Origin of the sequence: Hyunsoonleella pacifica (genome assembly GCF_004310335.1) — a bacterium.
Classification (GTDB): domain Bacteria; phylum Bacteroidota; class Bacteroidia; order Flavobacteriales; family Flavobacteriaceae; genus Jejuia; species Jejuia pacifica.
In genome coordinates this window covers 342,739-366,259 of the sequence record NZ_SIRS01000005.1, presented here as the reverse complement: position 1 = coordinate 366,259, position 23,521 = coordinate 342,739, and the positions used below count along the sequence as shown (strand labels likewise).

17 protein-coding genes are annotated in these 23,521 nt (G+C 32.2%); 8 read left to right on the top strand and 9 right to left on the bottom strand.

The genetic code is table 11. The annotated features are described in order from the left end of the window. Positions 1–109: 109 nt before the first annotated feature. Complete coding sequence (locus tag EYD46_RS13580; RefSeq protein ID WP_130937719.1) at positions 110–2,617, top strand: DUF5686 and carboxypeptidase-like regulatory domain-containing protein; 2,508 nt, start codon at positions 110–112, stop codon at positions 2,615–2,617. A 63-nt stretch (positions 2,618–2,680) separates the two neighbouring features. On the opposite strand, the gene EYD46_RS13575 is transcribed toward EYD46_RS13580, so the two are convergent. From EYD46_RS13575 to EYD46_RS13565, 3 genes are all read right to left on the bottom strand, one after another. Continuing rightward, a complete protein-coding gene (locus tag EYD46_RS13575; RefSeq protein WP_130937718.1) occupies positions 2,681–3,262 on the bottom strand; it encodes an NAD(P)H-dependent oxidoreductase in 582 nt (193 codons plus the stop codon). Between the two features lie 232 nt (positions 3,263–3,494). Continuing rightward, the gene (locus EYD46_RS13570; protein WP_130937717.1) at positions 3,495–3,821 is read right to left on the bottom strand and encodes a hypothetical protein; all 327 of its coding nucleotides are present in this window, start codon (positions 3,819–3,821) and stop codon (positions 3,495–3,497) included. Positions 3,822–3,870: 49 nt separating this feature from the next. Beyond that, positions 3,871–4,458 (bottom strand): Crp/Fnr family transcriptional regulator, encoded by a 588-nt coding sequence (locus EYD46_RS13565; RefSeq protein WP_130937716.1) that lies wholly within the window; start codon positions 4,456–4,458, stop codon positions 3,871–3,873. A gap of 180 nt (positions 4,459–4,638) precedes the next feature. On the opposite strand from EYD46_RS13565, the gene EYD46_RS13560 reads away from it, so the two are divergent. Next, the gene (locus EYD46_RS13560) at positions 4,639–6,174 is read left to right on the top strand and encodes an NADP-dependent isocitrate dehydrogenase (RefSeq protein WP_130937715.1); all 1,536 of its coding nucleotides are present in this window, start codon (positions 4,639–4,641) and stop codon (positions 6,172–6,174) included. A gap of 255 nt (positions 6,175–6,429) precedes the next feature. Here the strand turns inward: EYD46_RS13560 and EYD46_RS13555 are convergent, their stop codons facing one another. Further along, positions 6,430–8,646, bottom strand: a complete 2,217-nt coding sequence (locus tag EYD46_RS13555; RefSeq protein WP_130937714.1) for a M1 family metallopeptidase — start codon at positions 8,644–8,646, stop codon at positions 6,430–6,432. 183 nt (positions 8,647–8,829) lie between these two features. On the opposite strand from EYD46_RS13555, the gene EYD46_RS13550 reads away from it, so the two are divergent. After that, positions 8,830–9,357 (top strand): inorganic diphosphatase, encoded by a 528-nt coding sequence (locus tag EYD46_RS13550; protein WP_130937713.1) that lies wholly within the window; start codon positions 8,830–8,832, stop codon positions 9,355–9,357. 230 nt (positions 9,358–9,587) lie between these two features. Then, on the top strand, positions 9,588–11,954 hold the full coding sequence (locus tag EYD46_RS13545) for a sodium-translocating pyrophosphatase (RefSeq protein ID WP_130937712.1): 2,367 nt from the start codon (positions 9,588–9,590) through the stop codon (positions 11,952–11,954). A 70-nt stretch (positions 11,955–12,024) separates the two neighbouring features. Here EYD46_RS13545 and EYD46_RS13540 read toward each other — a convergent pair whose 3' ends face one another. The 5 genes from EYD46_RS13540 to EYD46_RS13520 all read right to left on the bottom strand — a co-directional run bounded on the left by EYD46_RS13540 (position 12,025) and on the right by EYD46_RS13520 (position 17,871). Further along, the gene (locus tag EYD46_RS13540) at positions 12,025–14,001 is read right to left on the bottom strand and encodes a protein-disulfide reductase DsbD family protein (RefSeq protein WP_165454387.1); all 1,977 of its coding nucleotides are present in this window, start codon (positions 13,999–14,001) and stop codon (positions 12,025–12,027) included. A gap of 219 nt (positions 14,002–14,220) precedes the next feature. Further along, on the bottom strand, positions 14,221–14,835 hold the full coding sequence (locus EYD46_RS13535) for a deoxynucleoside kinase (RefSeq protein WP_130937710.1): 615 nt from the start codon (positions 14,833–14,835) through the stop codon (positions 14,221–14,223). Positions 14,836–14,837: 2 nt separating this feature from the next. Further along, positions 14,838–15,620 (bottom strand): hypothetical protein, encoded by a 783-nt coding sequence (locus EYD46_RS13530; RefSeq protein ID WP_130937709.1) that lies wholly within the window; start codon positions 15,618–15,620, stop codon positions 14,838–14,840. Between the two features lie 33 nt (positions 15,621–15,653). After that, positions 15,654–16,337: a response regulator transcription factor gene (locus EYD46_RS13525; RefSeq protein ID WP_130937708.1), complete on the bottom strand. Its 684-nt coding sequence runs from the start codon at positions 16,335–16,337 to the stop codon at positions 15,654–15,656. Continuing rightward, positions 16,330–17,871: a sensor histidine kinase gene (locus EYD46_RS13520; protein ID WP_130937707.1), complete on the bottom strand. Its 1,542-nt coding sequence runs from the start codon at positions 17,869–17,871 to the stop codon at positions 16,330–16,332. Before EYD46_RS13520 ends, EYD46_RS13525 begins: the two co-directional genes overlap by 8 nt. A 165-nt stretch (positions 17,872–18,036) precedes the next feature. Between EYD46_RS13520 and EYD46_RS13515 the strand changes: the two genes are divergently transcribed. From EYD46_RS13515 to EYD46_RS13500, 4 genes are all read left to right on the top strand, one after another. Then, positions 18,037–18,861, top strand: a complete 825-nt coding sequence (locus tag EYD46_RS13515) for a GLPGLI family protein (RefSeq protein ID WP_130937706.1) — start codon at positions 18,037–18,039, stop codon at positions 18,859–18,861. A gap of 98 nt (positions 18,862–18,959) precedes the next feature. Beyond that, the gene (locus tag EYD46_RS13510) at positions 18,960–19,799 is read left to right on the top strand and encodes a GLPGLI family protein (RefSeq protein WP_130937705.1); all 840 of its coding nucleotides are present in this window, start codon (positions 18,960–18,962) and stop codon (positions 19,797–19,799) included. A 118-nt stretch (positions 19,800–19,917) separates the two neighbouring features. Further along, the gene (locus EYD46_RS13505) at positions 19,918–20,784 is read left to right on the top strand and encodes a GLPGLI family protein (RefSeq protein WP_130937704.1); all 867 of its coding nucleotides are present in this window, start codon (positions 19,918–19,920) and stop codon (positions 20,782–20,784) included. A gap of 21 nt (positions 20,785–20,805) precedes the next feature. Beyond that, positions 20,806–23,511, top strand: coding sequence for a carboxypeptidase regulatory-like domain-containing protein (locus EYD46_RS13500; RefSeq protein WP_130937703.1), 2,706 nt, complete (start codon positions 20,806–20,808; stop codon positions 23,509–23,511). Positions 23,512–23,521 lie beyond the last annotated feature (10 nt).

Below are 23,521 nucleotides of genomic sequence, written 5' to 3'. Positions count from 1 at the left end.
TAGCATAATTGTTGATGAAGTTTTTTGTTATATGTAGGCTCTAATTTTTAAATCTTATGCAACTAAAAGCATATTTTGTGTGTCTATACTAATGAGACTTGTGAATTAAATGAAAATAAAACTATTTTTTGCCTTATTTCTACTGAATGTATACGCGCTTTTGGCACAAACAAAAGTAAGTGGTTATGTGCTAGACGAACAGAATCAGCCTATTTCATTTGCTAACATCATATTTTCTGGAACCACAGAAGGTACAATAACTGATGAGAACGGGAAATTTTATTTAGAGTCTGAAGAAACACGTACTACGCTTACAGTGTCTTTTATTGGATATGAAACATTAAGTGTTCCTTTAAAAAACAAAGTAAACTATAATTTGAAGTTTATTCTAAAAGAAGAAGCAGCACAATTAAATGAAGTAGTTATTGTTTCGGGAAAACAACCAAAAAAGAACAACCCAGCTATAGATATACTCCGTAAAATTTGGGCAAATAAACGCAGTAATGGTTTAAAGCAGTTTAAACAATATGAATACGATAAATACGAAAAAGTAGAGTTTGATATTAATACCATTGATAGTGCTCTTATAAAAAGTAAATTGTTCAGGGGTATGGAATTTGTTTTTAATCAAGTAGATACCTCAAGAGTAACAGGTAAAACCTATTTACCTATGTTTATCAATGAAGCTGTTTCAACAGTTTATGGCGATAACATTTTGAATAAACAAAAAGAAGAGCTTAGAGGTAATAAAAATTCAGGCTTTAGTGATAATCAAGTTATTATAGATTTTGTTGACGATTTATATTCTGATTTCAATGTTTATGATAATTTTTTGAAGTTTTTTGATAAAAGTTTTGTGAGCCCATTATCGAGAACAGGTATTGGTACTTATAATTATGTGCTATCTGATAGTAGTTTTATTGATAACAAATGGTGTTACAATATTATCTATTATCCAAGGCGTAAAAACGAATTAACTTTTAAGGGTGATTTTTGGGTAGCCGATACGACTTATGCTGTAAAAGAAATTAATCTTCAAGCATCAAAAAGTGCTAATATCAATTGGGTAAAGGATATTTACATTGAACAAGAGTTTGAGGTATTGAATGATTCTTTATTTCTTGTGAAACGTGACTACATGATGAGTGATTTTGCTTTTAATAAAAAAGAAAAATCAAGAGGGATTTATGGAAAGCGTACGACGCTTTACGATAATTATAAGTTTGATAACCCTAGAGATAAAAAATTCTATGATAAAGAAGTTTATAATTATGATAAGGATATTTATGATAGAGGCGATGAATTTTGGGAACAAAACCGTCTAGAAGCACTTAATAAGGATGAAAAAGGGGTGTATAAAATGCTAGACACCTTAAAAACTGTAAAGAAATTTAAACGATTATATAATTTAGGAAGTATTTTGGCATCAGGTTATATTGAGTTTAATTCCTTGCCTTTAGATTACGGGCCTATTTTTTCAACATTTGGGTTTAATGATGTTGAAGGATTACGCTTAAGAACAGGTGGAAGAACCTATTTTGGTAGAAATGATTTATGGCGTTTGGAAGGCTTTTTAGCTTATGGAACCAGAGATGATAAATTTAAATATGGTATTTCAGGTAAGTGGTTGTTAGACAAAAAAAGCCGTTTGATTATTTCAGGGGGAAATCGTCGTGATGTAGAACAAATGGGGGCGAGTTTAACTAACTCTACTGATGTTTTAGGGCGAAGTTTAGCTTCATCAGCTGTAGTTACAGCAGGAGCTAATGATAAGTTAACAACAATAAACCTAACAAGTGTCGCTGTAGAGGCAGAACCTTTTAGGAATTTGATATTGAGATTAGGTGGAAATTATCGAACGTTAGAATCTGCATCACCTACTTTTAGTCTAGACTACAATACGCCAACAGGTATTCAATCTGAAATTAAACAGTACGAAACTACTTTTTCAGCGGCGTTTTTTCCAGGACGAAAAATGACAGGTTTTGGAGTGGAGCGTAAAATTGCAAATGATGATTTTTCTCGTATTTTTGCCCAAATTAGTCGTGGGGATAGAAGTATTCTTAATAGCGATTTCGATTACACCAAAGTACAATTTTCTTATTTAAAGCCATGGCAAGTTGGTGGTTTTGGTAGATTAGCTACATCAATAGAGATAGGTAAAACCTTTGGGGAAGTACCGTTAGGACTTTTAAATGTTATTCCAGGTAACCAAACTTATTTTTCAATTTACAATACCTTTTCACAATTAGACTTTTATGAGTTTGTATCTGACCAATATGCCTCTTTCCATTTTGAACATAATTTTAACGGACGCTTATTTTCAAGAATTCCATTTCTACGAAAACTCAATTTAAGAGAAATTGTAAGTGTTCGTGGTGTAATTGCTAGCATTTCAGATGAAAACATTGCTCTAAGTAATGTGCCAAGTAATCCAGCAAATTTCCAATTGGTAGCGCCAAACAAAGAGCCTTATTATGAGTATAGTTTAGGTATAGGTAATATATTCAAGGTGTTTAGAATAGATTTTAATTTCAGAGGAAATTATAAAGATGATACGCTATACCCAAATGCACGTAAATTTGGAGTAACAGGTAGTTTTGGGTTTTACTTTTAATGAGGTTTAACTTCAATCTCCTGTTCTTAATAAGCATCCAAAACTTACATCTTGCAAACTATGTTACCTGCTTAATCTACCAAGTTTTTCAACGTTTTTTAACCATTTAACTCTAAATTTTTCCTTAGATAGTCTAATAGGACCTATGGTAGTAATTCTAACTTTTTTTACCCCAATAAAATGCATAGTTAACTTTTTCATGGCCTTATGGCTAGGGCCTCCATACGCCCACTTATAATACCAACTAGGTTGATCTAACGTACAAATTATTCTGGCTGTTTTACCTGTAAAATGTTTGTCCCACCATAATGAGTTTTCTCTTTTGCTAAAAGCAAATCCTGGTAGTAAAACTCTGTCTAAAAAGCCTTTCATAATTGCAGGAACAGAGCCCCACCAAACAGGATATATCCAAACCAAATGGTTTGCCCATTTTAAGATCTCTTGGCTTTTTAATAAATCAGATTCTAACTCCATTCGTTTTCTATACCCATATTGAAGATTTGGATTAAAATCCAAATCCGCAATTATTATTTCCTGAATCTCGTTACCGGAAGCTATAGCACCTTTTTTGTATGCTTCAGCTAGGGCGTAATTGTAGCTTTCCTTATCAGGATGTCCATATATTAATGCTATGCGTTTACTCATGTTTGTATTATTTTATAATTTGTTAATGTTAAAATACTTGTAATTAAAAAAACATCTGCCTAGGATGTTTACCTGTTGTGCCAAATATTACTAGGATAGAAGAACAAAACATTGAAATAGAGATGGAATAAACTATAAAATTTATGATATCTGTTATTGTAATATAATTTTTCTCATTCTTCTAAAATTTTACCAGAGGGTTCATGTCATATTGATACCAGTATGTGTGCGTTTATAAATATGTTTTAATGCTATTTTCAAAAGGATGGTTTGTATGCTTTTCTTCTTTGAAGAATTTAAATAAGGCTAAGCAAGCAGGTACGGTTAAATAAAATGAGCAGATTATAAAAATGATGATTCCACTAAAAGTAGCTAAGATTTGTGTGCTTGTTTCTCCTATATAATCTTGTAGTCCTATAGTATATTTATATAGGTCTAGAGCATAATCATAAAAACGAATTGACGCTTCATAAATTAACCAAGCAGGATAAAACCATTTTCTGATGGGTACCCACCATTTCCCCCAAATTGATTTTAGTTGATTTTTGTTTGCTTCCATTTTAAATCTTTTGGCAAAGATTATTTTAATGAAAGAAGTTTCATTTGATTTATATCAAATTCGGTTTTTTTTGGCTTCGTATTCTACTTAAAGTTTCAAGTGTGATTCCTAGATAAGATGCAATATGAGTAAGCGGAATTCTTTGGGTAATATCAGGGTAGATATTTATTAAAAGTCTATACCTTTCATCCGCTTTAGTAAACTGAATAGTGTGTAATCTTTCACAAAGCCCCAGCATGGTTTCAGTAACCACTTCTCTAATTAATCGCTCAAAATCGTGATGTTTTTTTGAAAGAATGTCAACAGTGTTTTTAGAAAATTTCAGTACTATTGAATCTTCAACAAATTCTATGTAATGTGGGCTTGGTACATTACCAAAAAAACTTACTATAGAAGCAATAAACTGATTTTCGAAGGTAAACCAGTCAGAAATATCTTTACCGTCTTTCAAATAATAGGCTCTAGCACAACCCTTAATAATTAAGTAAGCTTTTTCAGAATATTGTCCCTCTCTAACTACAACCTCTCCTTTGTTGAATGTAACCATTTCTAAATTAGAAATAAATTCTTTTTGACATTTAATGGATAGCGGTGAGTATATTTCTCCTATTTTATTTACGATTTTTTCAAGATTCATTTCTTCTATTGTGAATAACAATTGTTAAACGAAGTTCATCATTTTTTTTATCAACGTCAACTTTTCTCATGGTAGTATTTTTGTTTGTTCATAAATAATATTTATGTTTTTTATAAAAAATATAAATAAAAATATATCAATTCTTTATTTTAATTTTGTCTTGTAATTAAAACATAAGGCATGGAAACAGGATTATTAAATGGTAGTTTAAAAAGGAACAAATCGCATCAAACAATATATAAAACTAGTGAAAAAGTAAAAATAGCCGTTGCCCAAGGAGATGGTATTGGTCCAGAAATCATGAAGGCCACACTAAAAATCCTTGAGGCAGCAGGCGCCAATATAGAACCTAATTTTATTGAGTTGGGAGAGCAAGTATATCTGTCAGGTAATACTTCTGGAATTAAAACTGAAGCTTGGGAAACTATTGGAGATACTAAAATTATCTTAAAGGCTCCGGTAACCACACCACAAGGAAAAGGCTATAAAAGTTTGAATGTAACACTACGTAAATCTCTGGGCTTATTTGCTAATGTGCGTCCAGTTACTGCTTTGCATCCTTATGTGAAAACTAATTTTCCTAATATGGATGTAGTTATTGTACGAGAAAATGAAGAAGATTTATATGCTGGTATAGAACACCAACAAACAGATGATGTGGTACAATGTTTAAAGCTAATTACTAGACCAGGTTGTGAACGTATAGTACGTTATGCTTTTGAATATGCTAGAGCTTTTGGTAGAAAAAAAGTAACCTGTATGATTAAAGATAACATCATGAAGCTTACGGATGGACTCTTTCATAAAGTATTTATAGAAATTGCTGCCGAATATCCAGATATCATCAATGAATCCCAAATTATTGACATAGGTGCAGCGCATTTGGCAGCACATCCAGAACGCTTCGATGTGATTGTGACTTCAAACCTATATGGTGATATTATTTCTGATATTGCTGCAGAAATTGGTGGGTCTGTAGGTATGGCAGGTTCTGCTAATATCGGAAAAAATATAGCTATGTTTGAAGCTATCCATGGCTCTGCACCAGATATTGCTGGTCAAAATATTGCAAATCCGTCAGGTTTACTAAATGCTGCAACTAACATGTTGGCCTATGTTGGTCAAACACAAATAGCAGATAATATTAAAAATGCTTGGTTAACTACTTTGGAGGAAGGTTATCATACAGCAGATATTTACAACAGTCAGTTTAGTATTAAAAAAGTATCAACTTCAGAATTTGCTGACGCTATTATTGAGCGTTTAGGAGAGAAACCTCAAAAATTAGCTGCTAGTGAAATGACAAGTGGTACAGGCAGGATTACCATACCAGAGTATAAAAGAAAAGAAGCTGATAAGCAGTTATTAGGGGTTGATGTATTTATAGATTGGAAAGGATCAAATCCAGAGGAAATAGGAGATATGCTTTCGGGTATTAGTGCTTTTAAATTAAAATTAAAAATGATTACTAACAGAGGTGTTAAAGTATATCCAAAAGGTTTAAAAGAAACATACTGTACAGATCACTGGCGATGCAGATTTGTTGCTATGGATGCTGATATAGAAACAAAAGAACCTGTTTACAAACCTGTAGAATATGAACAAGTTATTGCATTACTTTCAAAATTACATAATGAAGGTATGGATGTGATAAAAACCGAAAACCTTTATGAGTTTAATGGAAAAAGAGCATTTTCTCTTGGGCAAGGTGAGTAAAAAAATTAGTTAGTTTATTTAGTTTAGTTAGTAGTTTGAGATGATGGAAGGGCTCTCGCGTAAGCAAGGGCTTTTCTGTTTTAAAAAGAGTAAATAGAAAAAGATAATTCATTCTGTTTAAAAATGAATTATCTTTTTTATTTCAATGTCTACTTATTAACTTATAGTATGATAATTTCAAGAAGTATTAAGCTTTTCAGTCTTCAATTTATTCAAGTTGGAAATTAAAATATTATAATTTGGAGAATGAAACTATTAGTTGCTCTTTTTAAAATTATCAAACTCTGATACAGTCTCAGCTTTTGGAAACGTATTGTTAGACATATCTGTATCTGCAAACTCAAAATTAGGATCTAGATTAACAGTTTTTACCTCTTTTTCTTTTATAAAAACTTCTTTTACTTCATATTCATTTCTGCGCCAAATTTGTGCAGGCAATGTGTCTATTTCAGAAGAACCATCAATAAAAACCCATTCAATAGTTACAGGCATTACCAAACCTCCAACATTTTTTATAGTAACTTCATATAGGTTTTTTCCAGACAATTGTTTTCTAATAGCACTATCATCCATTCTAGATAAAAATCCGCCATAACTTTTATCTGGTGTGGTTGTCATATTGATAACCTTAGGGCCATTTGAAAAGTCTTTTGGAGCTTCTGATGTATTATTGCCTTCAGCAGTAACTTGCGTGCGTTCAGTTTGGTCTTCAACATTACGGTCTTCTTCATGAACTTTAAACCATTTTACATTAGCTAATTCCATATCAACATTGTCGGTTGTAAAAAACCAACCTCTAAAAAACCAATCCAAATCTGTAGCAGTGGCGTCTTCTAAAGTTCTAAACAAATCTGAAGGGTTTGGGTGTTTATACTTCCATCGGTTTGCATATTCTTTAAAAGCTGCATCAAATAGGTCTTTGCCAACTATAGAATTTCTAAGCATTTGCAAGCCTACAGTTGGTTTTATATAAAAGTTAGCGCCAAATTGATTAAATAATTCATTGTCTGAAGTTGTCATAATAGGGCGTAATATATTTTTATCACCATTCATAAAAGGCACTATGCTCTTAGGGGTTACACTATTAAATTCTGGATAGCGTTCTGCCACTGTGCGTTGGTGTAAAAAAGTATTAAGACCTTCATCCATCCACATCCATTTACGCTCATCTGAGCTTACTATCATAGGAAACCAATTGTGCCCAACTTCATGTATAATAGTACCTATCATGCTAGCTTTAGCATTTTTGCTCATTTTACCATTTTTAGGTCTTCCGCCATTAAAACTTATCATAGGAAATTCCATGCCAATATTTGAGGTGTTTACTGAAATACATACAGGGTATGGGTAATCAAAAGTAGCTTCAGAATAGACTTCTAGAGCGTGCATTATAGATTTTGTAGATTCTTCTTGCCATACTGGAAGTCCTTCTTTTGGGTAAAAGGACATTGCCATTACCGTATTGGTGGTTAGTTTCACAGCCTGAGCATCCCACATAAATTTTCTAGATGATGCAAATGCAAAATCACGAACATTATTGGCGGTATATTTCCATGTTTTTTGTTTATCAGATTTTTTAGACTCATTTTCAATCGCTTCCTCTTTTGTAATAATCATCACAGGTTTATCAAACGATGAAGCGGCATCCTTTAAGCGCTTTCGTTGTTTTTTAGAAAGTACATTTTCAGGATTTTCAAGCTCTCCGGTTGATGCAATAATATGATCTGCGGGAACAGTGATTTCCACCTCATAATTACCAAATTCTAAGGCAAATTCCCCTAACTTTTGAAATTGTTGATTCTGCCACCCTTCAGTATCGTTATAAACTGCCATTCTTGGAAACCAATGTGCAATAAGGTATACGGTATTATCGTCTTCTGGAAAATACTCATAACCTTCCCTAGATAATAAAAACATGCTTCTGTCTGTAATCGGATAAGACCATCCAATAGAAAATGTTATGGATGAACCTGATTTTAATGGTGCGTCTAGAAGCACTTTCATCATGGTGTTATTTACCAGAGATCTTATAGGTTCTCCATTAGAATCTTTAATGTATTTAATGGTGTAACCAGCAGGAAAATCAATAGCCCTAGTTAAAAATTGCATTTGTTGGGTGTTGATACCGCCTTTTAAGCTATTGTTAATTGTTCCAAAATCTTCATTTTCTTTTCTATTTACATTCTGCTCTAACTGAATCCATAAATAACTTAAATCATCTGGGGAATTATTATAGTATGTTATAGTTTCTTCTCCCGATAGAATGTTAGTTGTTTCATCTATTGCTGCCTTTATATTGTAATCAGCACGTTGTTGCCAATAGGCGTTTCCAGGAGCACCACTTGCTGTTCTGTAAGAATTAGGAGGAGATATTAAATTGTCAATAGGCTCAAATTTACCTTTCCATGGCTGATTTTGTGATTGTAAAGAGAAAATAAAAAATGTAAGCCAAAAAGCTGTTATATACTTCATTTTGTATTGAATTAGTCGAGTATGTTAAAAGTTTTACAATTTAATAATTCTGGAGGTAAATATCTGTTAATTAAATGATTGTTTTTTCTAAAATTAAAATTATGTAAATTCAATGTTATTCTATGCGTAATAAGTTGTTTACACTCTAAAGCTTCAGTACCTTTACTGCCCAAATTTCATACTATGAGTGATAAGAAAAAATTGACGTTTGATGTTTTAATAGAAATACCAAAAGGTAGTAGAAACAAATACGAATACGACTTTACGTTACACAAAATACGATTTGATAGAACGTTGTTTTCTTCAATGATGTATCCTGGAGACTATGGTTTTATTCCAGAAACTTTAGCTCTTGATCAAGATCCTCTAGATATTTTGGTGTTGTCTACTGAGCCTTCATTTCCAATGGTAGTTATGGAAGTAAGACCCATAGGTGTGTTTCACATGACAGACGAAAAGGGACCCGATGAAAAAATAATATGTGTGCCTGTTTCTGATCCGGTTTGGAGTAAAAGAAGTGATATAAGCGATTTAAACCCACATAGACTCAAGGAAATAGAGCATTTTTTCCAGGTATATAAAGACTTAGAGAAGAAAAAAGTTGATGTAGGAGGATGGGGAAATGCAGAAGAAGCACGTAAGATTTATCATGAATGTGTAAAGCGTTACGACGAAAGCGAACACAAGAAAAAACGTACTTTTACAATCTAAAAGGTATAAAACATATAAACCAAATAGTTACTATTAAATGCTCGCAGTTGCGAGCATTTTTTTATTAGCACACTCAAAATTAGATGACCTTTATCATTGTTTTATGAATAATATAATTTATGTAGGTTTGAGTTGTTAAATCTTTATCGAAATAGGTTTTTTTTTATCACTTTTATTTTCCTATTTTTAGCTCCGTTTAAAAATAATTACTTAACTAACTGATTTGAAATATGGAATTACTAATTAAAGGATTGCCAGCTTTTGGGGTTTTAGCTTTGCTATTTGTGTTTATAAAAAGTGCATGGGTAAGCAAGCAAGATCAAGGAAGTGATAAAATGAAAAGGATAGCGAAAAACATTGCTGATGGTGCAATGTCATTCTTAAAAGCTGAATATAAAATATTAGCCATTTTTGTAGTTGCTGTAGCTGTCTTATTATTTTTCAAAGGAAATAATGAAGATGGTTCTAATGGAATGGTTGCAGTTTCATTTATCGTAGGAGCAATATGTTCTGCCCTTGCTGGATTTATTGGTATGAAAGTGGCAACTAAAGCTAATGTTAGAACAACAAGTGCAGCAAGAGTTTCTTTAGGAAAAGCATTAGAAGTGGCTTTTGCAGGAGGAGCGGTAATGGGATTAGGTGTAGTTGGCCTTGGAGTTTTAGGTCTTAGTACTTTGTTTATGATATATAGTGGGCAAGGTTGGGATATAAGTGAAGTATTAAATGTACTATCTGGTTTTTCTCTTGGAGCTTCTTCTATTGCTCTATTTGCTCGTGTTGGCGGTGGTATTTATACAAAAGCTGCTGATGTAGGTGCTGATTTAGTAGGTAAGGTTGAAGCTGGTATTCCAGAAGATCATCCATTAAATCCTGCTACAATTGCTGATAATGTTGGAGATAATGTTGGAGATGTTGCTGGTATGGGTGCTGATTTATTCGAATCTTATGTAGGTTCTATCATAGGTACTATGGTTTTAGGTGCAGCTTTTACTCAGATTCCTGCTTTTGCTGGTTCTTTTGATGGTTTAGGAGCTGTGTATTTACCTTTAGTATTAGCAGCTATTGGTATTATAATGTCAATTATAGGAACATTTTTTGTAAAAGTTAAAGATGGCGGAAACCCGCAAACTGCTTTAAACATTGGTGAGTTTGGTTCTGCAGGTTTAATGTTAGTAGCATCATATTTTATTATCAATCAAATGTTACCGGAAACTTGGTCATTTGGTGGTACAGAGTTTTCTTCAATGGGAGTGTTTCTAGCTGTAGTAGCTGGTCTAGTGGCTGGATTAGCAGTTGGGAAAGTAACAGAATACTACACAGGCACAGGAACAAAACCTGTTAATTCAATTGTAAAACAATCTGAAACTGGAGCGGCTACAACAATTATCGCTGGGTTAGGTGTAGGAATGATGTCTACAATGATTCCAATTATTTTAATAGCTGCAGCTATTTTGGTATCACATCATTTTGCAGGTTTATATGGTATCGCTATTGCGGCTGTAGGAATGTTAGCAAACACAGGAATCCAATTAGCTGTGGATGCTTATGGTCCAATTTCTGATAATGCTGGAGGAATTGCAGAAATGGCAGAATTAGATCCTGAAGTACGTGAGCGTACTGATAAACTAGATGCTGTTGGAAATACAACTGCTGCAATTGGTAAAGGATTTGCTATTGCATCTGCTGCATTAACGGCATTAGCCTTATTTGCTGCATTTATGCAAACTGCAAATGTAACGGCGATTGATGTATCTAAACCAACTGTTATGGCAGGACTTCTAGTTGGAGGTATGTTACCATTTGTGTTTTCAGCATTATCAATGAATGCTGTAGGACGTGCAGCAATGGCAATGATAGAAGAAGTGCGTCGCCAGTTTAGAGATATTCCTAAATTGAAAGCAGCTTTAGAAGTAATGAGAGCTGTGGATTCTGATATGTCTAAAGCAACTGAAGCTCAAAGAAAAATATTTGATGAAGCTGATGGTGTAGCAGAATATGATAAATGTGTAGCGATCTCTACAAAGGCTTCGATTAAAGAAATGGTATTGCCAGGTTTATTAGCTATTGCAGTTCCTGTAGCTGTTGGCTTTTTAGGTGGTGCTGAAATGCTAGGAGGACTTCTTGCTGGTGTTACTACTTGTGGTGTGCTTATGGCAATTTTCCAATCTAATGCAGGAGGTGCATGGGATAACGCTAAGAAAATGATTGAAGAACAAGGAAGAAAAGGTACTGATGCGCATAAAGCTGCTGTAGTAGGGGATACGGTTGGAGATCCATTTAAAGATACGTCAGGTCCTTCATTAAATATCTTATTAAAATTAATGTCAGTTGTAGCATTGGTAATAGCACCAAGTATAGCAATGACTTCTGATACTGTAATGGCTTACTCAGAGGATAGTGCTATTGAAAAGGTAGAGATTCAAAAAGAGGTTGCTGTAAATTTAACTGAAACTGAAGAAGAAGGTATTGTAAAAGCAATTGTAACTACAGTTACTACTGAAAATGGAGTAGCTTCAACTACATACGAAACTATAACAGGAACTAAAACAGAGGTAGATGCTAAAGTTGATGCATTAACTCAAAAAGATGATGCCTGAAAGAAAAACAACTAAACTAAATAGACTATTTAATTAAATTGAAAGCCATGTTTTTTAAGCATGGCTTTTTTTATCTAGTTTTGAAATTGTTAATACCACTTTGAAGAAATTTGGCATATTCATCTTCATCTGGTGTGTACGCAACAGGCTCATTCAGTACTTCAAAAGTGTTTGGATTAAACAATACGTAGTAAGGTTGGGAATTAGATTTAAAGAACTGCGTTTGAAAATTGGCCCATTTATGTCCGTAATTCTTCAATAGTCTTGTGCCTCCATTAACACGATTTACTTCAACCCTTTCTTCATCTGGCAAATCTTTTTTGTCATCAACATATAATGATATTAACACATACTCATTCCTTAAATAGTTATCTATCTTTTCCAAAGGCCAAACATGTTCTTCCATCTTTCTACAGTTCACGCAAGCATATCCAGTAAAATCTATCATCACGGGTTTGTTTACCGCTTTGGCATAGGCAATGCCCTCTTTTAAGTCTTTAAAGGTTTTAAGGTTGTTAGTAGACTCACTAGGAAATAGCCAACTGTAACCAACAGGCGGTGCAAGTCCGCTAAGTAAAGTAAGCGGTATATAAGTATTGGTGTCTTTATTTACTCTAAACCCAGAAGCTAGGTAAATTACAAATGATGTGACTAGAATACCACCTGCTATTCTTGGAAATGTTAATTTTTTTAAAGGCGAATCGTGGGGGAAATTAATTTTAGCAAAAAGATATAAAGCTAAACCAGAAAATATAATAATCCAGATAATTAAGAAAGGTTCAATTTTTAATATACCCCAACGCTTCACTAAATCAGCATTGGATAAAAATTTAAATGCTAAAGCTAATTCCAAGAAACCCAAAATAACTTTGGTAGTATTAAGCCAGCCACCTGATTTAGGAAGGGCATTCATCATATTGGGAAACATCGCAAAAATAGCAAAGGGTAGGCCTAAAGATACGCCAAAACCAGCCATGCCAGCAGTGAGTTGCCATGCACCACCATCAGAGGATAAAGATCCTGCGAGTAATGAACCTAAAATTGGGCCAGTACATGAAAAAGAAACGATAGCAAGGGTTAATGCCATAAAAAAAACGCCAACTATACCACCTGCGTTTTCTCCCTGGGTTGTTTTTGTGGTCCAGCTTGCTGGTAATGTTAATTCATAATAACCAAAGAATGAAAAAGCAAAAAAAACAAACACGGCAAAAAATATAATATTCAGCCATATATTAGTTGATATTTCATTTAAAATATCTGGATTTACAGAGTCTAGTAAATGAAACGGAATACTTAAAATTAGGTAAACCAATAAAATAAAAAAGCCATAGAGTACTGCTTTAGAAATTCCAGAGCCTTTGCTGGATTTACCGCTTTTGGTAAAAAAACTTACCGTAAGCGGAATCATTGGAAAGACACATGGTGTTAATAGGGCTAAAAGACCTCCCAAAAACCCTAAAGCAAAAATAGTCCAAAGTGATTTTTGTTCAACAGACGAACTTTCTATAAGTTTTACCTCATCAGGTGTCATACCATATAACATTATGTTTACATCATTGTTATTGGAATTAGTTACTGTGGGCGTTTCATTATTAGTTGTAACTCCACTGAGAGAAAATGTAAATACTTCATCAATTTGAATACAAGCTTTTTTACAGACTTGTCCTGTTAAATTCAATGTAATAGTTGAAGTATTAGAATTGTTGAGTTTCACTCTTTGTTTTAAAGTGGCATTATGGTCAAAATACGATTCGTAAACCTCAAAGATGTCATTATATTTTCTAATAGTATCACTTTCAATAGCTTTACCAACTAGTTCATAATCCTCCGTCGGTTCATTTTTATCAATAACAATAGGTAATGAGCCTCCTTCTGCAGTATATTGGGAATACACATGCCATCCATCTTCAATTTCGGCATTTATAACTAAATCATATTCTGTTTCAGATATTTTTTCAACAGATGTTGTCCATTTTACAGGGGCTATTACTTGGGCATAACCAGAGGTGTAAACTATTAATGCAAAAAGAAAAAGTATGTTTTTCATCAAAAAAATTTTAAAGCGCTTACAATAAAGATATTTAAAATTTATTCATAGCTACTTTTGTTGCTTATGTTAGTTCTTGTATTAAACTAGTTGCATGAAAACTTATAGTCGTGTAAAAGACTCAAAAAAAACAATTTGCTCTTATTAATGAAATGTTAAATATTCATTAACACGGATAATTAAAAAAATGTGTGTGATAAAAATTAGGTAAAATAAAACTTAAAATAGCCCATTAATCTCAGCATCAATGGTATTAATAACATGACCTAAATCCTCGGGTTTGTCAACAAAGTTTAAATTGTCAACATCCATTATTAATAATTTACCCTTGTCATATCCATGTATCCAAGCTTCGTATCTTTCATTAAGTCTACTCAAGTAATCAATGCTAATTGAGTTTTCATAATCACGGCCGCGTTTGTGAATTTGAGATACTAAATTTGGAATAGAACTTCGTAAATAGATTAATAAATCTGGACCTTTTACTAACGATTCCATTAGTTCAAATAGCGAACTGTAATTATTAAAATCTCTATTGGTCATTAAACCCATGGCATGCAGGTTTGGCGCAAAAATATGGGCATCTTCATAAATGGTTCTATCTTGAATAATATCTTTCCCACTTTGATGGATTTGTAAAACTTGACGAAAACGACTATTCAAAAAATAAACTTGTAGATTAAAACTCCAACGTTCCATTTGGTTGTAGAAATCGTCTAAGTATGGATTGTCTACCACATCTTCCAATTGCGCTTCCCATTTATAATGTTTTGCGAGTAATTTAGTTAGTGTTGTTTTACCAGCACCAATATTTCCAGCAACAGCAATATGCATAGTTAATTTATTTTAATTTGGAATTCATGGAGAGTTTCAAAGTTGTAAATATACAAGGTTTCATTGGTTACAAAAAACTGAGGAATTAAAATATTGTCAGTTTTTACCGATAAAATAGTGTTTGAATCTGTCTTGAGATAATACAACGCATTATCTTTTTTAAGAAATACGGCTTCATTATTTTCTTCTAAGCTAGTGTAGCCTTTATTTTTAATCTTCCTTACTAAACTCCCAAAATAATTATAAACTAAAAGTTCATCTTCAGTAAGTAGATAAGCATAATTGTAGTTACTTTTTAAATCTAGTATAGGGCTATCAATAGGTTTTAAAGTCTGGGCTTTTGTAGTATTGGTTTTATAATCAAAGATCTCAAGCAACTGTGTGTCTTGATTAAATATCCAAATGGTATTATCATAACCAGTGGAAACGTGCGATACATTTTTGTAATTATTTATATCATTAAAATCAACTCTAAAAATTTCTGCTAACCTATTGTCTAAAACAATTACAGTGTTTAGCTCTTGATAAAACAGATTTATTTTTAAAGGGTTAAAACTATTAGTTGTAGTTAATTTTCCTAGTTGTAAATTATTGTAGCTAATAGTGGTATCCTTATTTTTTTTATAGATAGTATTAGCATTGTTGTAGAAGATAGTTCCAAAATTATCAATTCCAATGACATTGTCTGCTTTAAACTTTAAAGCATTAACTGCTGTAATTTCAATAGATTGTTGAGCACCTAATGTACCTAATGCTAAAAGAAATATAATTTGAAAGAATCTCATAGGGTCTGAAAAATACAAAAATCAAACCATAATTTAACAAATTAACTTATACCCATAGCCGCGAACATTAATAATTTCAATTTCAGAATCTTTTTTAAGTTTTTTTCTGAGTTTTGTTATAAACACATCCATACTTCTAGCACTAAAAAAATCGTCTGTTCCCCATAATTTATTTAAAATTAAAGAACGGTCTAAAACCTGATTTTTATTTTTAATAAGATGAAACAGTAAATGTGCCTCCCTATGGGTAAGTTGTATTTTGTCTTCAGATTTAAATTGAAGTGTTTGTTTAGGGAAGTTAAATGTATAATGACTAAGTTCTATAATTTCAGCTTGCTTTTGCTCTTTAGTACGATTAAGTAGATTATTAATGCGAACAATCAGTTCTTCCATGCTAAATGGCTTTTTTAAATAATCATTACCTCCTATGGTAAAGCCTTCTACGACGTCTTGTGTTTGTGATTTTGACGTAAGAAATATTATTGGAATGTGATCGTCAACTTTTCTAATTTCTTTAGCTAAGGTAAATCCATCCTTTTTTGGCATCATTACATCTAATACGAGAATTTCAGGGTGTATTTCATTATATTTTTTTAAAGCTTTCTCACCATCCTCGCAGAGTGTTACTGCAAAATTACGAGTCTCTAAACTTTCTTTTATAATTTGACCTAATGCAGGTTCATCTTCAGCTAATATTAATTTTACTGGATTAGCCATTTGGAATAGAAATTTTAAACGTTGTTAAATTTTTATTTAAATCAAGTGTAATGCTACCACTATGTTTAGTAATTATGGCTTTGGTGTAATATAACCCAATGCCATACCCTTTGATGTTATGGGTGTTACCTTTTGGGACTCGATAGAATTTTTCGAAAATACGATTCTTATTTTCATTGTTTAAGCTATTGCCGTTATCTGAAATGTTAATTTCTACATGATTATTTTTCTGACTAAGATTTACTGAAATTATATTTCCACCATATTTTACGGCATTATCTAAAATATTATTCACTGCATTTTCAAAATGAAACGTATCTACATTTATAAATGCTTTCTCGGCATGAAGATTTAGGTTGAATATTTTGTTCTTATGATGTGTTTTATAACGATTAACCATTGTATTCAATAAATGAGAAATATTCAATGGCTCTTTATTAAAACTTAAAGACTCACTATCTAGAGTTGCAGTTTCAAGAAGTTTTTCAACCATTATGTTGAGCTTAGATAATTGGTTTGAAGACATGTTTACATACTTTTTAGTTTTTTCTTTATCTTCAATTACATTAAAATTACTAATGCTTTCTAAAGCAACACCTATCGTAGCTATTGGTGTTTTAAACTCATGAGTAATATTGCTTATTAAATCGTTTTTTACTTCTGCTAATTGTTTTTGTTCTTTTATTATTTTCAATAGAAAAAATAAGCAACCAATAACTGCTAAAATCAATAACATTGAAATTAATATAGCACTAAGACCCTTTTTGAAAGCCATCCAATTGACATTTTCAAAATGAACACTTAATGAACTTCCTTTTGGTAAAAACGTAGATTTTGAAGTAACACTTAGTAAGTTTGAGTCTGCAGCTATAGCATCAGTCTTTACCTCTTTTGTGTTTTGTTTTGGATCGAAAAAATTTGAAAATCGCTTTAAGGGTTTATTATAGTTTAAGGTATAATTTAAATCAATCTTTTTACCAGATAAGTTAAGTCGTAAAAGACTATCCACTTTTTTAACATCAAGAGAATCATTACTTATAGAAATAAATACTTTAGAAGTTAGTGTTTTAATTTTCTCGTCAATAGAAGAACTTAGATATAATTTATTGAAATTTTTAGTAGAGTCTTTATGCCAAAAAGGAAGCCTGTTTTCTCTTGTTTTCAATAGTAGAGAATCTGCTTTTAATCCTTTAATGACTGTAATACCATCAATAGAATCGAGCTTTAAAGAATCTAAACCTTTAAAGTTACTATTATTTTTATCAATCGATTTTGTGATATGTTCTAAAATACCTCTCTTTTTTAAAACATCCTTTTGCGTACTATCATTAAAGGTTAACCCTAAAGTGGTTTTTTGGGCTAAATTTGTATAGTAATCATCTACAACTTTGTCTAAGCTAGTTTGTACATCCGTAATTAGTTGTTGCTTATTTAGTGTGTAATTTTTATAGTTCCAATATCCTTGTAAGCTAATTATAGCAAGGATAACGGTAACAATTATATACAGTAGATATTTATATTTTTTATCGTTCATATTCCAAATGTAAATGTAAAAACCCTTAAAAACTAATCGGTTAACACACGTTAACACTGGTTAACCTTCTTCTTAGAATTTGGTTTAGATATTTGTATCACATCAATCAAAAAACGACTGTAGTTGTGTTTTTCAAATTGAATCATAAATCATAAATTTTAAAAAATGAAAACTTTAGTAAATATTATTATTACGGTTGTATTGCTAGTAATTTCAAAACTAGACGCACAAGATTTTCAAGGTGTTGCTACCTATAAATCACATCGAAAAGTGGATTTGAAAATGGATGAAAGTAAAATAAGTTCAGATCAACAAAAAAGTATTCAGGAACAATTACGAAAACAGTTTCAAAAAGAATATACCTTAGAATTTAATAAATACGAATCGATTTATAAACAAAATCAGAAATTAGATGTACCTCAACCTTCTAATTCAGGGATAAACATTAAGGTAGTACAAGGGGATGATATCATGTATAAAAATATAAGAGAGCAGCGATATACCAGCAAAACTGAAATTTATGGTAAACGCTTTTTAATAAAAGATACCTTAATCAATAAAAAATGGGAACTGATAAACGAAACCAAAACTATTGGAGCGTATACATGCTATAAAGCAATATTTAAAGATGAAATTACAACTAAAACAATTAATAAGGAAGGGCAATTTGTTGCAGTTACCAAACCAAGAACAACCACTGTGTGGTATACACCGCAAATTCCTGTAAGTAATGGGCCTTTAAATTATTTTGGTTTACCTGGTTTAATTTTAGAAGTAAATGATGGTAAGCTAACACTAGTGTGTACTAAGATTGTAATAAACCCTGAGAAGTCTATTGAAATAACAGAGCCTAACAAAGGAAAACTTGTTACAAAAAAAGAATTTATTAGTATACAAGAGGCGAAAAGTAAGGAAAGATTAGAGCAATTTAGGTCTACTAATAGAGGAGGAAAAGATGCTAAAAGAGTAGTGATTAGTGTTAGTGGTTAGAGAACAAATAACTGAGTAATTGTTAGTGTTTTGTTATAATATTATTTTTTGTTTAATAATTACATATATTTGTTAAACAAAAATATAAAACACTCATTATGAAAACATTTGCCATTTCCATTCTAGTTTTTTGTTGTAGTCTAATTAGTTCTGTTTCAATAAGTGCTCAAGAGTTTCAAGGAAGAGCAGAATACGTTTATAAAGCTCAAATGAATTTAGGGCGTTGGGGTGCAAAAATGAGTGAGGCTCAAAAAAAGCAAATTGCAGTACGTTTAAAAAATCGATTAGAGAAAAAGTATATCCTTACATTTAATAAAGAAGCTTCAATTTATGATGAGTATGAAAAGTTGGATGCGATGTCTGGAGCAACAGATTCTTGGGGAAAAAACTTTACACCGGGAGAACAATATAAAAATGTAAAAACAAAAGCGTTTATTCAAGAACAAGAGTTTTATGGTAAGACCTTTTTGGTAAATGATACGCTATTGGAAATAGATTGGAAAATGGAAACTGAAACCAAACAAATAGGGAACTATAAATGTTTTAAGGCTACAGCTATGATACCAAGTTCAAAAATGGCATTTTGGGAATTTTCATGGAGTAAATTGAGACAAGAACAAGGAGAAACTGACGAGGAAAACAGTGGTAAGGATAAAGAAGAACCAATGACAGAGGTTACGGCATGGTATACACCACAAATCCCTGTAAGTCAAGGACCTTCAGAGTTCTGGGGATTGCCAGGATTGATATTAGAAGTAAGTTCTGGCTCTACAACCATGTTGTGTTCTAAGATAGTAATTAACCCAAAAGAAAAAGCAGAGTTGAAAGTATCTAAACGAGGTACGGAAGTTACAAAACAAGAATACAAAGATATCATCTTTAAAAAGATGAAAGAGTTTAGAGATAACAGAGTAGGTAGAGGGTATAGCCGATCTTAATCAATTTTTAACATATCTTTAATAGTTTACATTTAAACTAAATCGTGTTTGCGATGTCTAATGAATGTTCAAAACCGTGATTTTGAACAAGAGTAGTATATCAATTTAAAATTTCATTATGACTTCAAATAACCTTAAGCGTCTTATTTTATTTATTTCTCTATTTGCAACCATTTTTTCAAACAGTCAAGAATTTCAGGGTAAAGCCTATTATACATCTAAAACCTCAGTAGATATGAGCAATTTTGGGCGACCAAATATGACTGAAGAGCAAAGAAAACGTATGGAGAGTCGGTTAAAAACTATGTTTCAAAAAACCTTTGTTTTATCTTTTAATAGAGTAGAGTCAGTTTATAAATTAGAAGAGAAACTTGAAGCTCCCACGCAAGGAGGAGGTGGTAGATTTGGAGCGATTATGTCTGGAGCTATAGATGGCGAAAAATATAAGAATGTACAAACTAAAACGGTATTGCAGGAGTTGGAGCTATTTGGAAAATTATTTTTAGTTAAAGATGAATTACCAGATTTAAAATGGACTATGACTAATGAGACAAAACAGATAGGCGGCTATACCTGTTACAAAGCAACAGCAACTAAAACTTGGCAGGATTTTGATGCCACAGCTTTAAGAAGATCACCAAATAGTAACGATAATAATGAAGGAACTAAAGAAGAAACCAAGGCTAAAGAAGTGCAGCCAGATGTAGAAGTTATAGCATGGTATACTATGCAAATACCAGTAAATCAAGGTCCTGGAGATTATTGGGGGTTGCCAGGCTTAATTTTAGAAGTGAATACGGATACTACTACAATTTTATGCTCTAAAATTATATTAAACCCAGAAGATAAAGCAAATATTAAACAGCCTAAAAAAGGTAAAGAAATTACTAAAGAGGAATACGTTGAAATTGCTACTAAAAAATTTCAAGAAATGCGAGAAAATTTTAGAAGAGGTGGACAACGCGGAGGTGGCGGAAGGCGCTAAAACAAATTAACCAAAAGAATAATGCAAATAAAATTAACCATAATATTAGCCTTTATAGTTTCAATGGGCTATTCGCAAATTAAACTTCAAGGTGTTGTAAAAGATAGTATTGGTACACCGCTAGAACTTGCGAATGTTGTTGCAATTAACCAAGAAACAAGTGCTTTGGAGTCTTATGGAATTACTAATGATAAAGGTAAATTCATTCTTAATTTAAGTAAAAATTCTACGTATAAATTGCAAGTAAGCTATATAGGTATGAAAACCTATGAGGAAATCTTAAAGACTACTACAGAAAACATTGATAAATCTATAAGTATGGTTTCTGATAATGCCCTAGATGCTGTAGAACTCACTTATGAAATGCCAGTTACTATTAGTGGAGATACGTTAATCTATAATGCAGATTCTTTTAAAAACGGTACTGAGCGAAAACTTGAGGATATATTAGAAAAACTTCCCGGTGTAGAGGTAAATGATGATGGACAAATTGAAGTTGAGGGACAGCGGGTTTCTAAAGTAATGGTAGATGGTAAAGATTTTTTTGATGGCGATTCTAAACTCGCTAGTAAAAATATTCCATCAAATGCGGTAGATAAAGTTCAGGTATTAAAGAATTATGCTGAGGTAGGGCAACTCAGCAGTGTTACTAATAATCAAGATAACTATGCTATTAATATTAAGTTAAAGGAAGGTAAAAAGAATTTTTGGTTTGGTAATATCACTGCGGGTGGAGGTACATCGCCAGATAATGAGTTATATCTTGTACAGCCAAAGTTGTTTTATTATAGTCCTAAATACAGCATCAACTTAATTGGAGATTTAAATAACACAGGCGAACCTGCACTCACAAGACGTGATTTACGAGGCTTTACTGGTGGTTTTCGCCCTCCAAGTAGAGATAGTGGTACAAGTATTAGCCTAGGAAATAACGATTTAGGGTTTTTAGCAACCCAAAACAACCGCGCCCAAAACATTGAAAATAAATTGGCTTCGGGTAATTTTAGCTATTCTCCTAATAAAGCTCTAGATATTAGTGGATTTGGAATTTTTAATAGTAGTCGTGTAGATATTCGCCAAAAAAGATCTGTACAATATACCAATCCTAATTTTGCTATTCCTGATGAAGATACAGACCAAACAACATCTCAACGTTCTGATATTGGGTTGTTAAAACTAAGTACGTCATATAAACCCAATGTAAACAATCAAATAGATTATGATGTATTGGGGCGTATTACAAAAGAGTCACAAACTCAAAATCTATTTTCATCGGTTATTGGAAACACAAATCAGTTTGAAGACAATACACCATATAGTATCAATCAAAATTTAAATTATTACTACACGTTAAACGATAATAATATTTTTGCTTTTGAAGTACAGCATTTATTACAAGATGAAGATCCATTTTATAATGCCTTTTTAGAGGATAAAGATAATTATGAAAATACTGCTGACGCATTGGGGTTAGACCCAAATCAAATAGGGTACAATATAAACCAAACCAGACGTGTAAAAACCAATCAGCTAGATGTAAAGTTGGATTATTGGAATATTTTAAATGATAAAAGTAATATCAACTTTACTTTAGGAGCGGTTACTAGTAGACAAGATTTTAACTCAAGTTTATTTCAAATTTTAGATGATGACACAACATTTGATCCTGAACCAACATTTAATGATGGTTTAGATGTTAACGATATTAAATACAGTTTTAGTGATTATTATCTGGGCGTTAAATATATGTTGAAAGCTGGTATTTTTACATTTACACCGGGGCTTTCTGCACATGCGTATAAATATGGTAACAATCAATTTGGGCAAGAGTTTCAAGATAATTTTGGATTACTACTACCCAGTTTTGAAACACGTCTACAATTTAAAAAGAGTGAAAGTTTAACCTTTAGATACAGTATGCGCAATCAGTTTACAGATGTAACACGTTTGGCAAGTGGTATTGTATTAAATGGTTTTGGTAGCATTCAATCAGGTAATCCAGAGTTGGAAAATGCAGTAACTAATAATGTTAGCTTAATTTACCGAAGTTTTAACTTGTTTAATTATACCAATGTATTTGCGGTTATAAATTATAGCAATGCAGTAGACCAAATAAGATCCAGAGCTAATTTTGAAAGTGTAGTTAGAACTAGTGAATTTTTTAATTCGGGTTTTACAGATGAAAGTGTGACTGCTTTTGGGCGTTTTCAACGTACGTTTGGAAAAATTAGAGCAAGTATCAATACACGGTTTAACTACAGTAAATTTAATCAGTTTATTCAAGGAGAGCGTTCTATAAACGAAAGTTTTCAGCAAACGTATACGCCAGAATTGCGTACTAATTTTAGAGAAGCACCTAATGTTAGATTAGCATACAGGTATGCTGTGAATCGTAATCAACAAGGTGGTCGTACTACTAAGTTTACAACTAATGCACCATCCATAAGATTTGATGCATATATATGGAAGAAGTTTACGTTTTTAACCGATTACTCATATACTAGGCAGAGTAATCCCAACGGATCTCCACAAGAATTTGAAATATGGAATGCCTCGCTATCTTATAGAAAAGATAAAGATGCAAAGTTAGAGTATTCATTAAATGCTACGAATTTACTAAACACGACATCTCTTATACAAAATGGGAATACTAATGTATCTGTATTTGCATCAGAATATTTTATACAGCCACGGTTTGTGACGTTTCGTTTAAGGTATGAGATTTAAGGGGTTTGTT

What these genes read in the sequence shown, in the direction of transcription:
- EYD46_RS13580 (WP_130937719.1), top strand. Translation starts at nt 110, where the DNA reads ATGAAAATAAAACTATTTTTTGCCTTATTTCTACTGAATGTATACGCG.
- EYD46_RS13575 (WP_130937718.1), bottom strand. Translation starts at nt 3,262, where the DNA reads ATGAGTAAACGCATAGCATTAATATATGGACATCCTGATAAGGAAAGC.
- EYD46_RS13570 (WP_130937717.1), bottom strand. Translation starts at nt 3,821, where the DNA reads ATGGAAGCAAACAAAAATCAACTAAAATCAATTTGGGGGAAATGGTGG.
- EYD46_RS13565 (WP_130937716.1), bottom strand. Translation starts at nt 4,458, where the DNA reads ATGAATCTTGAAAAAATCGTAAATAAAATAGGAGAAATATACTCACCG.
- EYD46_RS13560 (WP_130937715.1), top strand. Translation starts at nt 4,639, where the DNA reads ATGGAAACAGGATTATTAAATGGTAGTTTAAAAAGGAACAAATCGCAT.
- EYD46_RS13555 (WP_130937714.1), bottom strand. Translation starts at nt 8,646, where the DNA reads ATGAAGTATATAACAGCTTTTTGGCTTACATTTTTTATTTTCTCTTTA.
- EYD46_RS13550 (WP_130937713.1), top strand. Translation starts at nt 8,830, where the DNA reads ATGAGTGATAAGAAAAAATTGACGTTTGATGTTTTAATAGAAATACCA.
- EYD46_RS13545 (WP_130937712.1), top strand. Translation starts at nt 9,588, where the DNA reads ATGGAATTACTAATTAAAGGATTGCCAGCTTTTGGGGTTTTAGCTTTG.
- EYD46_RS13540 (WP_165454387.1), bottom strand. Translation starts at nt 14,001, where the DNA reads ATGAAAAACATACTTTTTCTTTTTGCATTAATAGTTTACACCTCTGGT.
- EYD46_RS13535 (WP_130937710.1), bottom strand. Translation starts at nt 14,835, where the DNA reads ATGCATATTGCTGTTGCTGGAAATATTGGTGCTGGTAAAACAACACTA.
- EYD46_RS13530 (WP_130937709.1), bottom strand. Translation starts at nt 15,620, where the DNA reads ATGAGATTCTTTCAAATTATATTTCTTTTAGCATTAGGTACATTAGGT.
- EYD46_RS13525 (WP_130937708.1), bottom strand. Translation starts at nt 16,337, where the DNA reads ATGGCTAATCCAGTAAAATTAATATTAGCTGAAGATGAACCTGCATTA.
- EYD46_RS13520 (WP_130937707.1), bottom strand. Translation starts at nt 17,871, where the DNA reads ATGAACGATAAAAAATATAAATATCTACTGTATATAATTGTTACCGTT.
- EYD46_RS13515 (WP_130937706.1), top strand. Translation starts at nt 18,037, where the DNA reads ATGAAAACTTTAGTAAATATTATTATTACGGTTGTATTGCTAGTAATT.
- EYD46_RS13510 (WP_130937705.1), top strand. Translation starts at nt 18,960, where the DNA reads ATGAAAACATTTGCCATTTCCATTCTAGTTTTTTGTTGTAGTCTAATT.
- EYD46_RS13505 (WP_130937704.1), top strand. Translation starts at nt 19,918, where the DNA reads ATGACTTCAAATAACCTTAAGCGTCTTATTTTATTTATTTCTCTATTT.
- EYD46_RS13500 (WP_130937703.1), top strand. Translation starts at nt 20,806, where the DNA reads ATGCAAATAAAATTAACCATAATATTAGCCTTTATAGTTTCAATGGGC.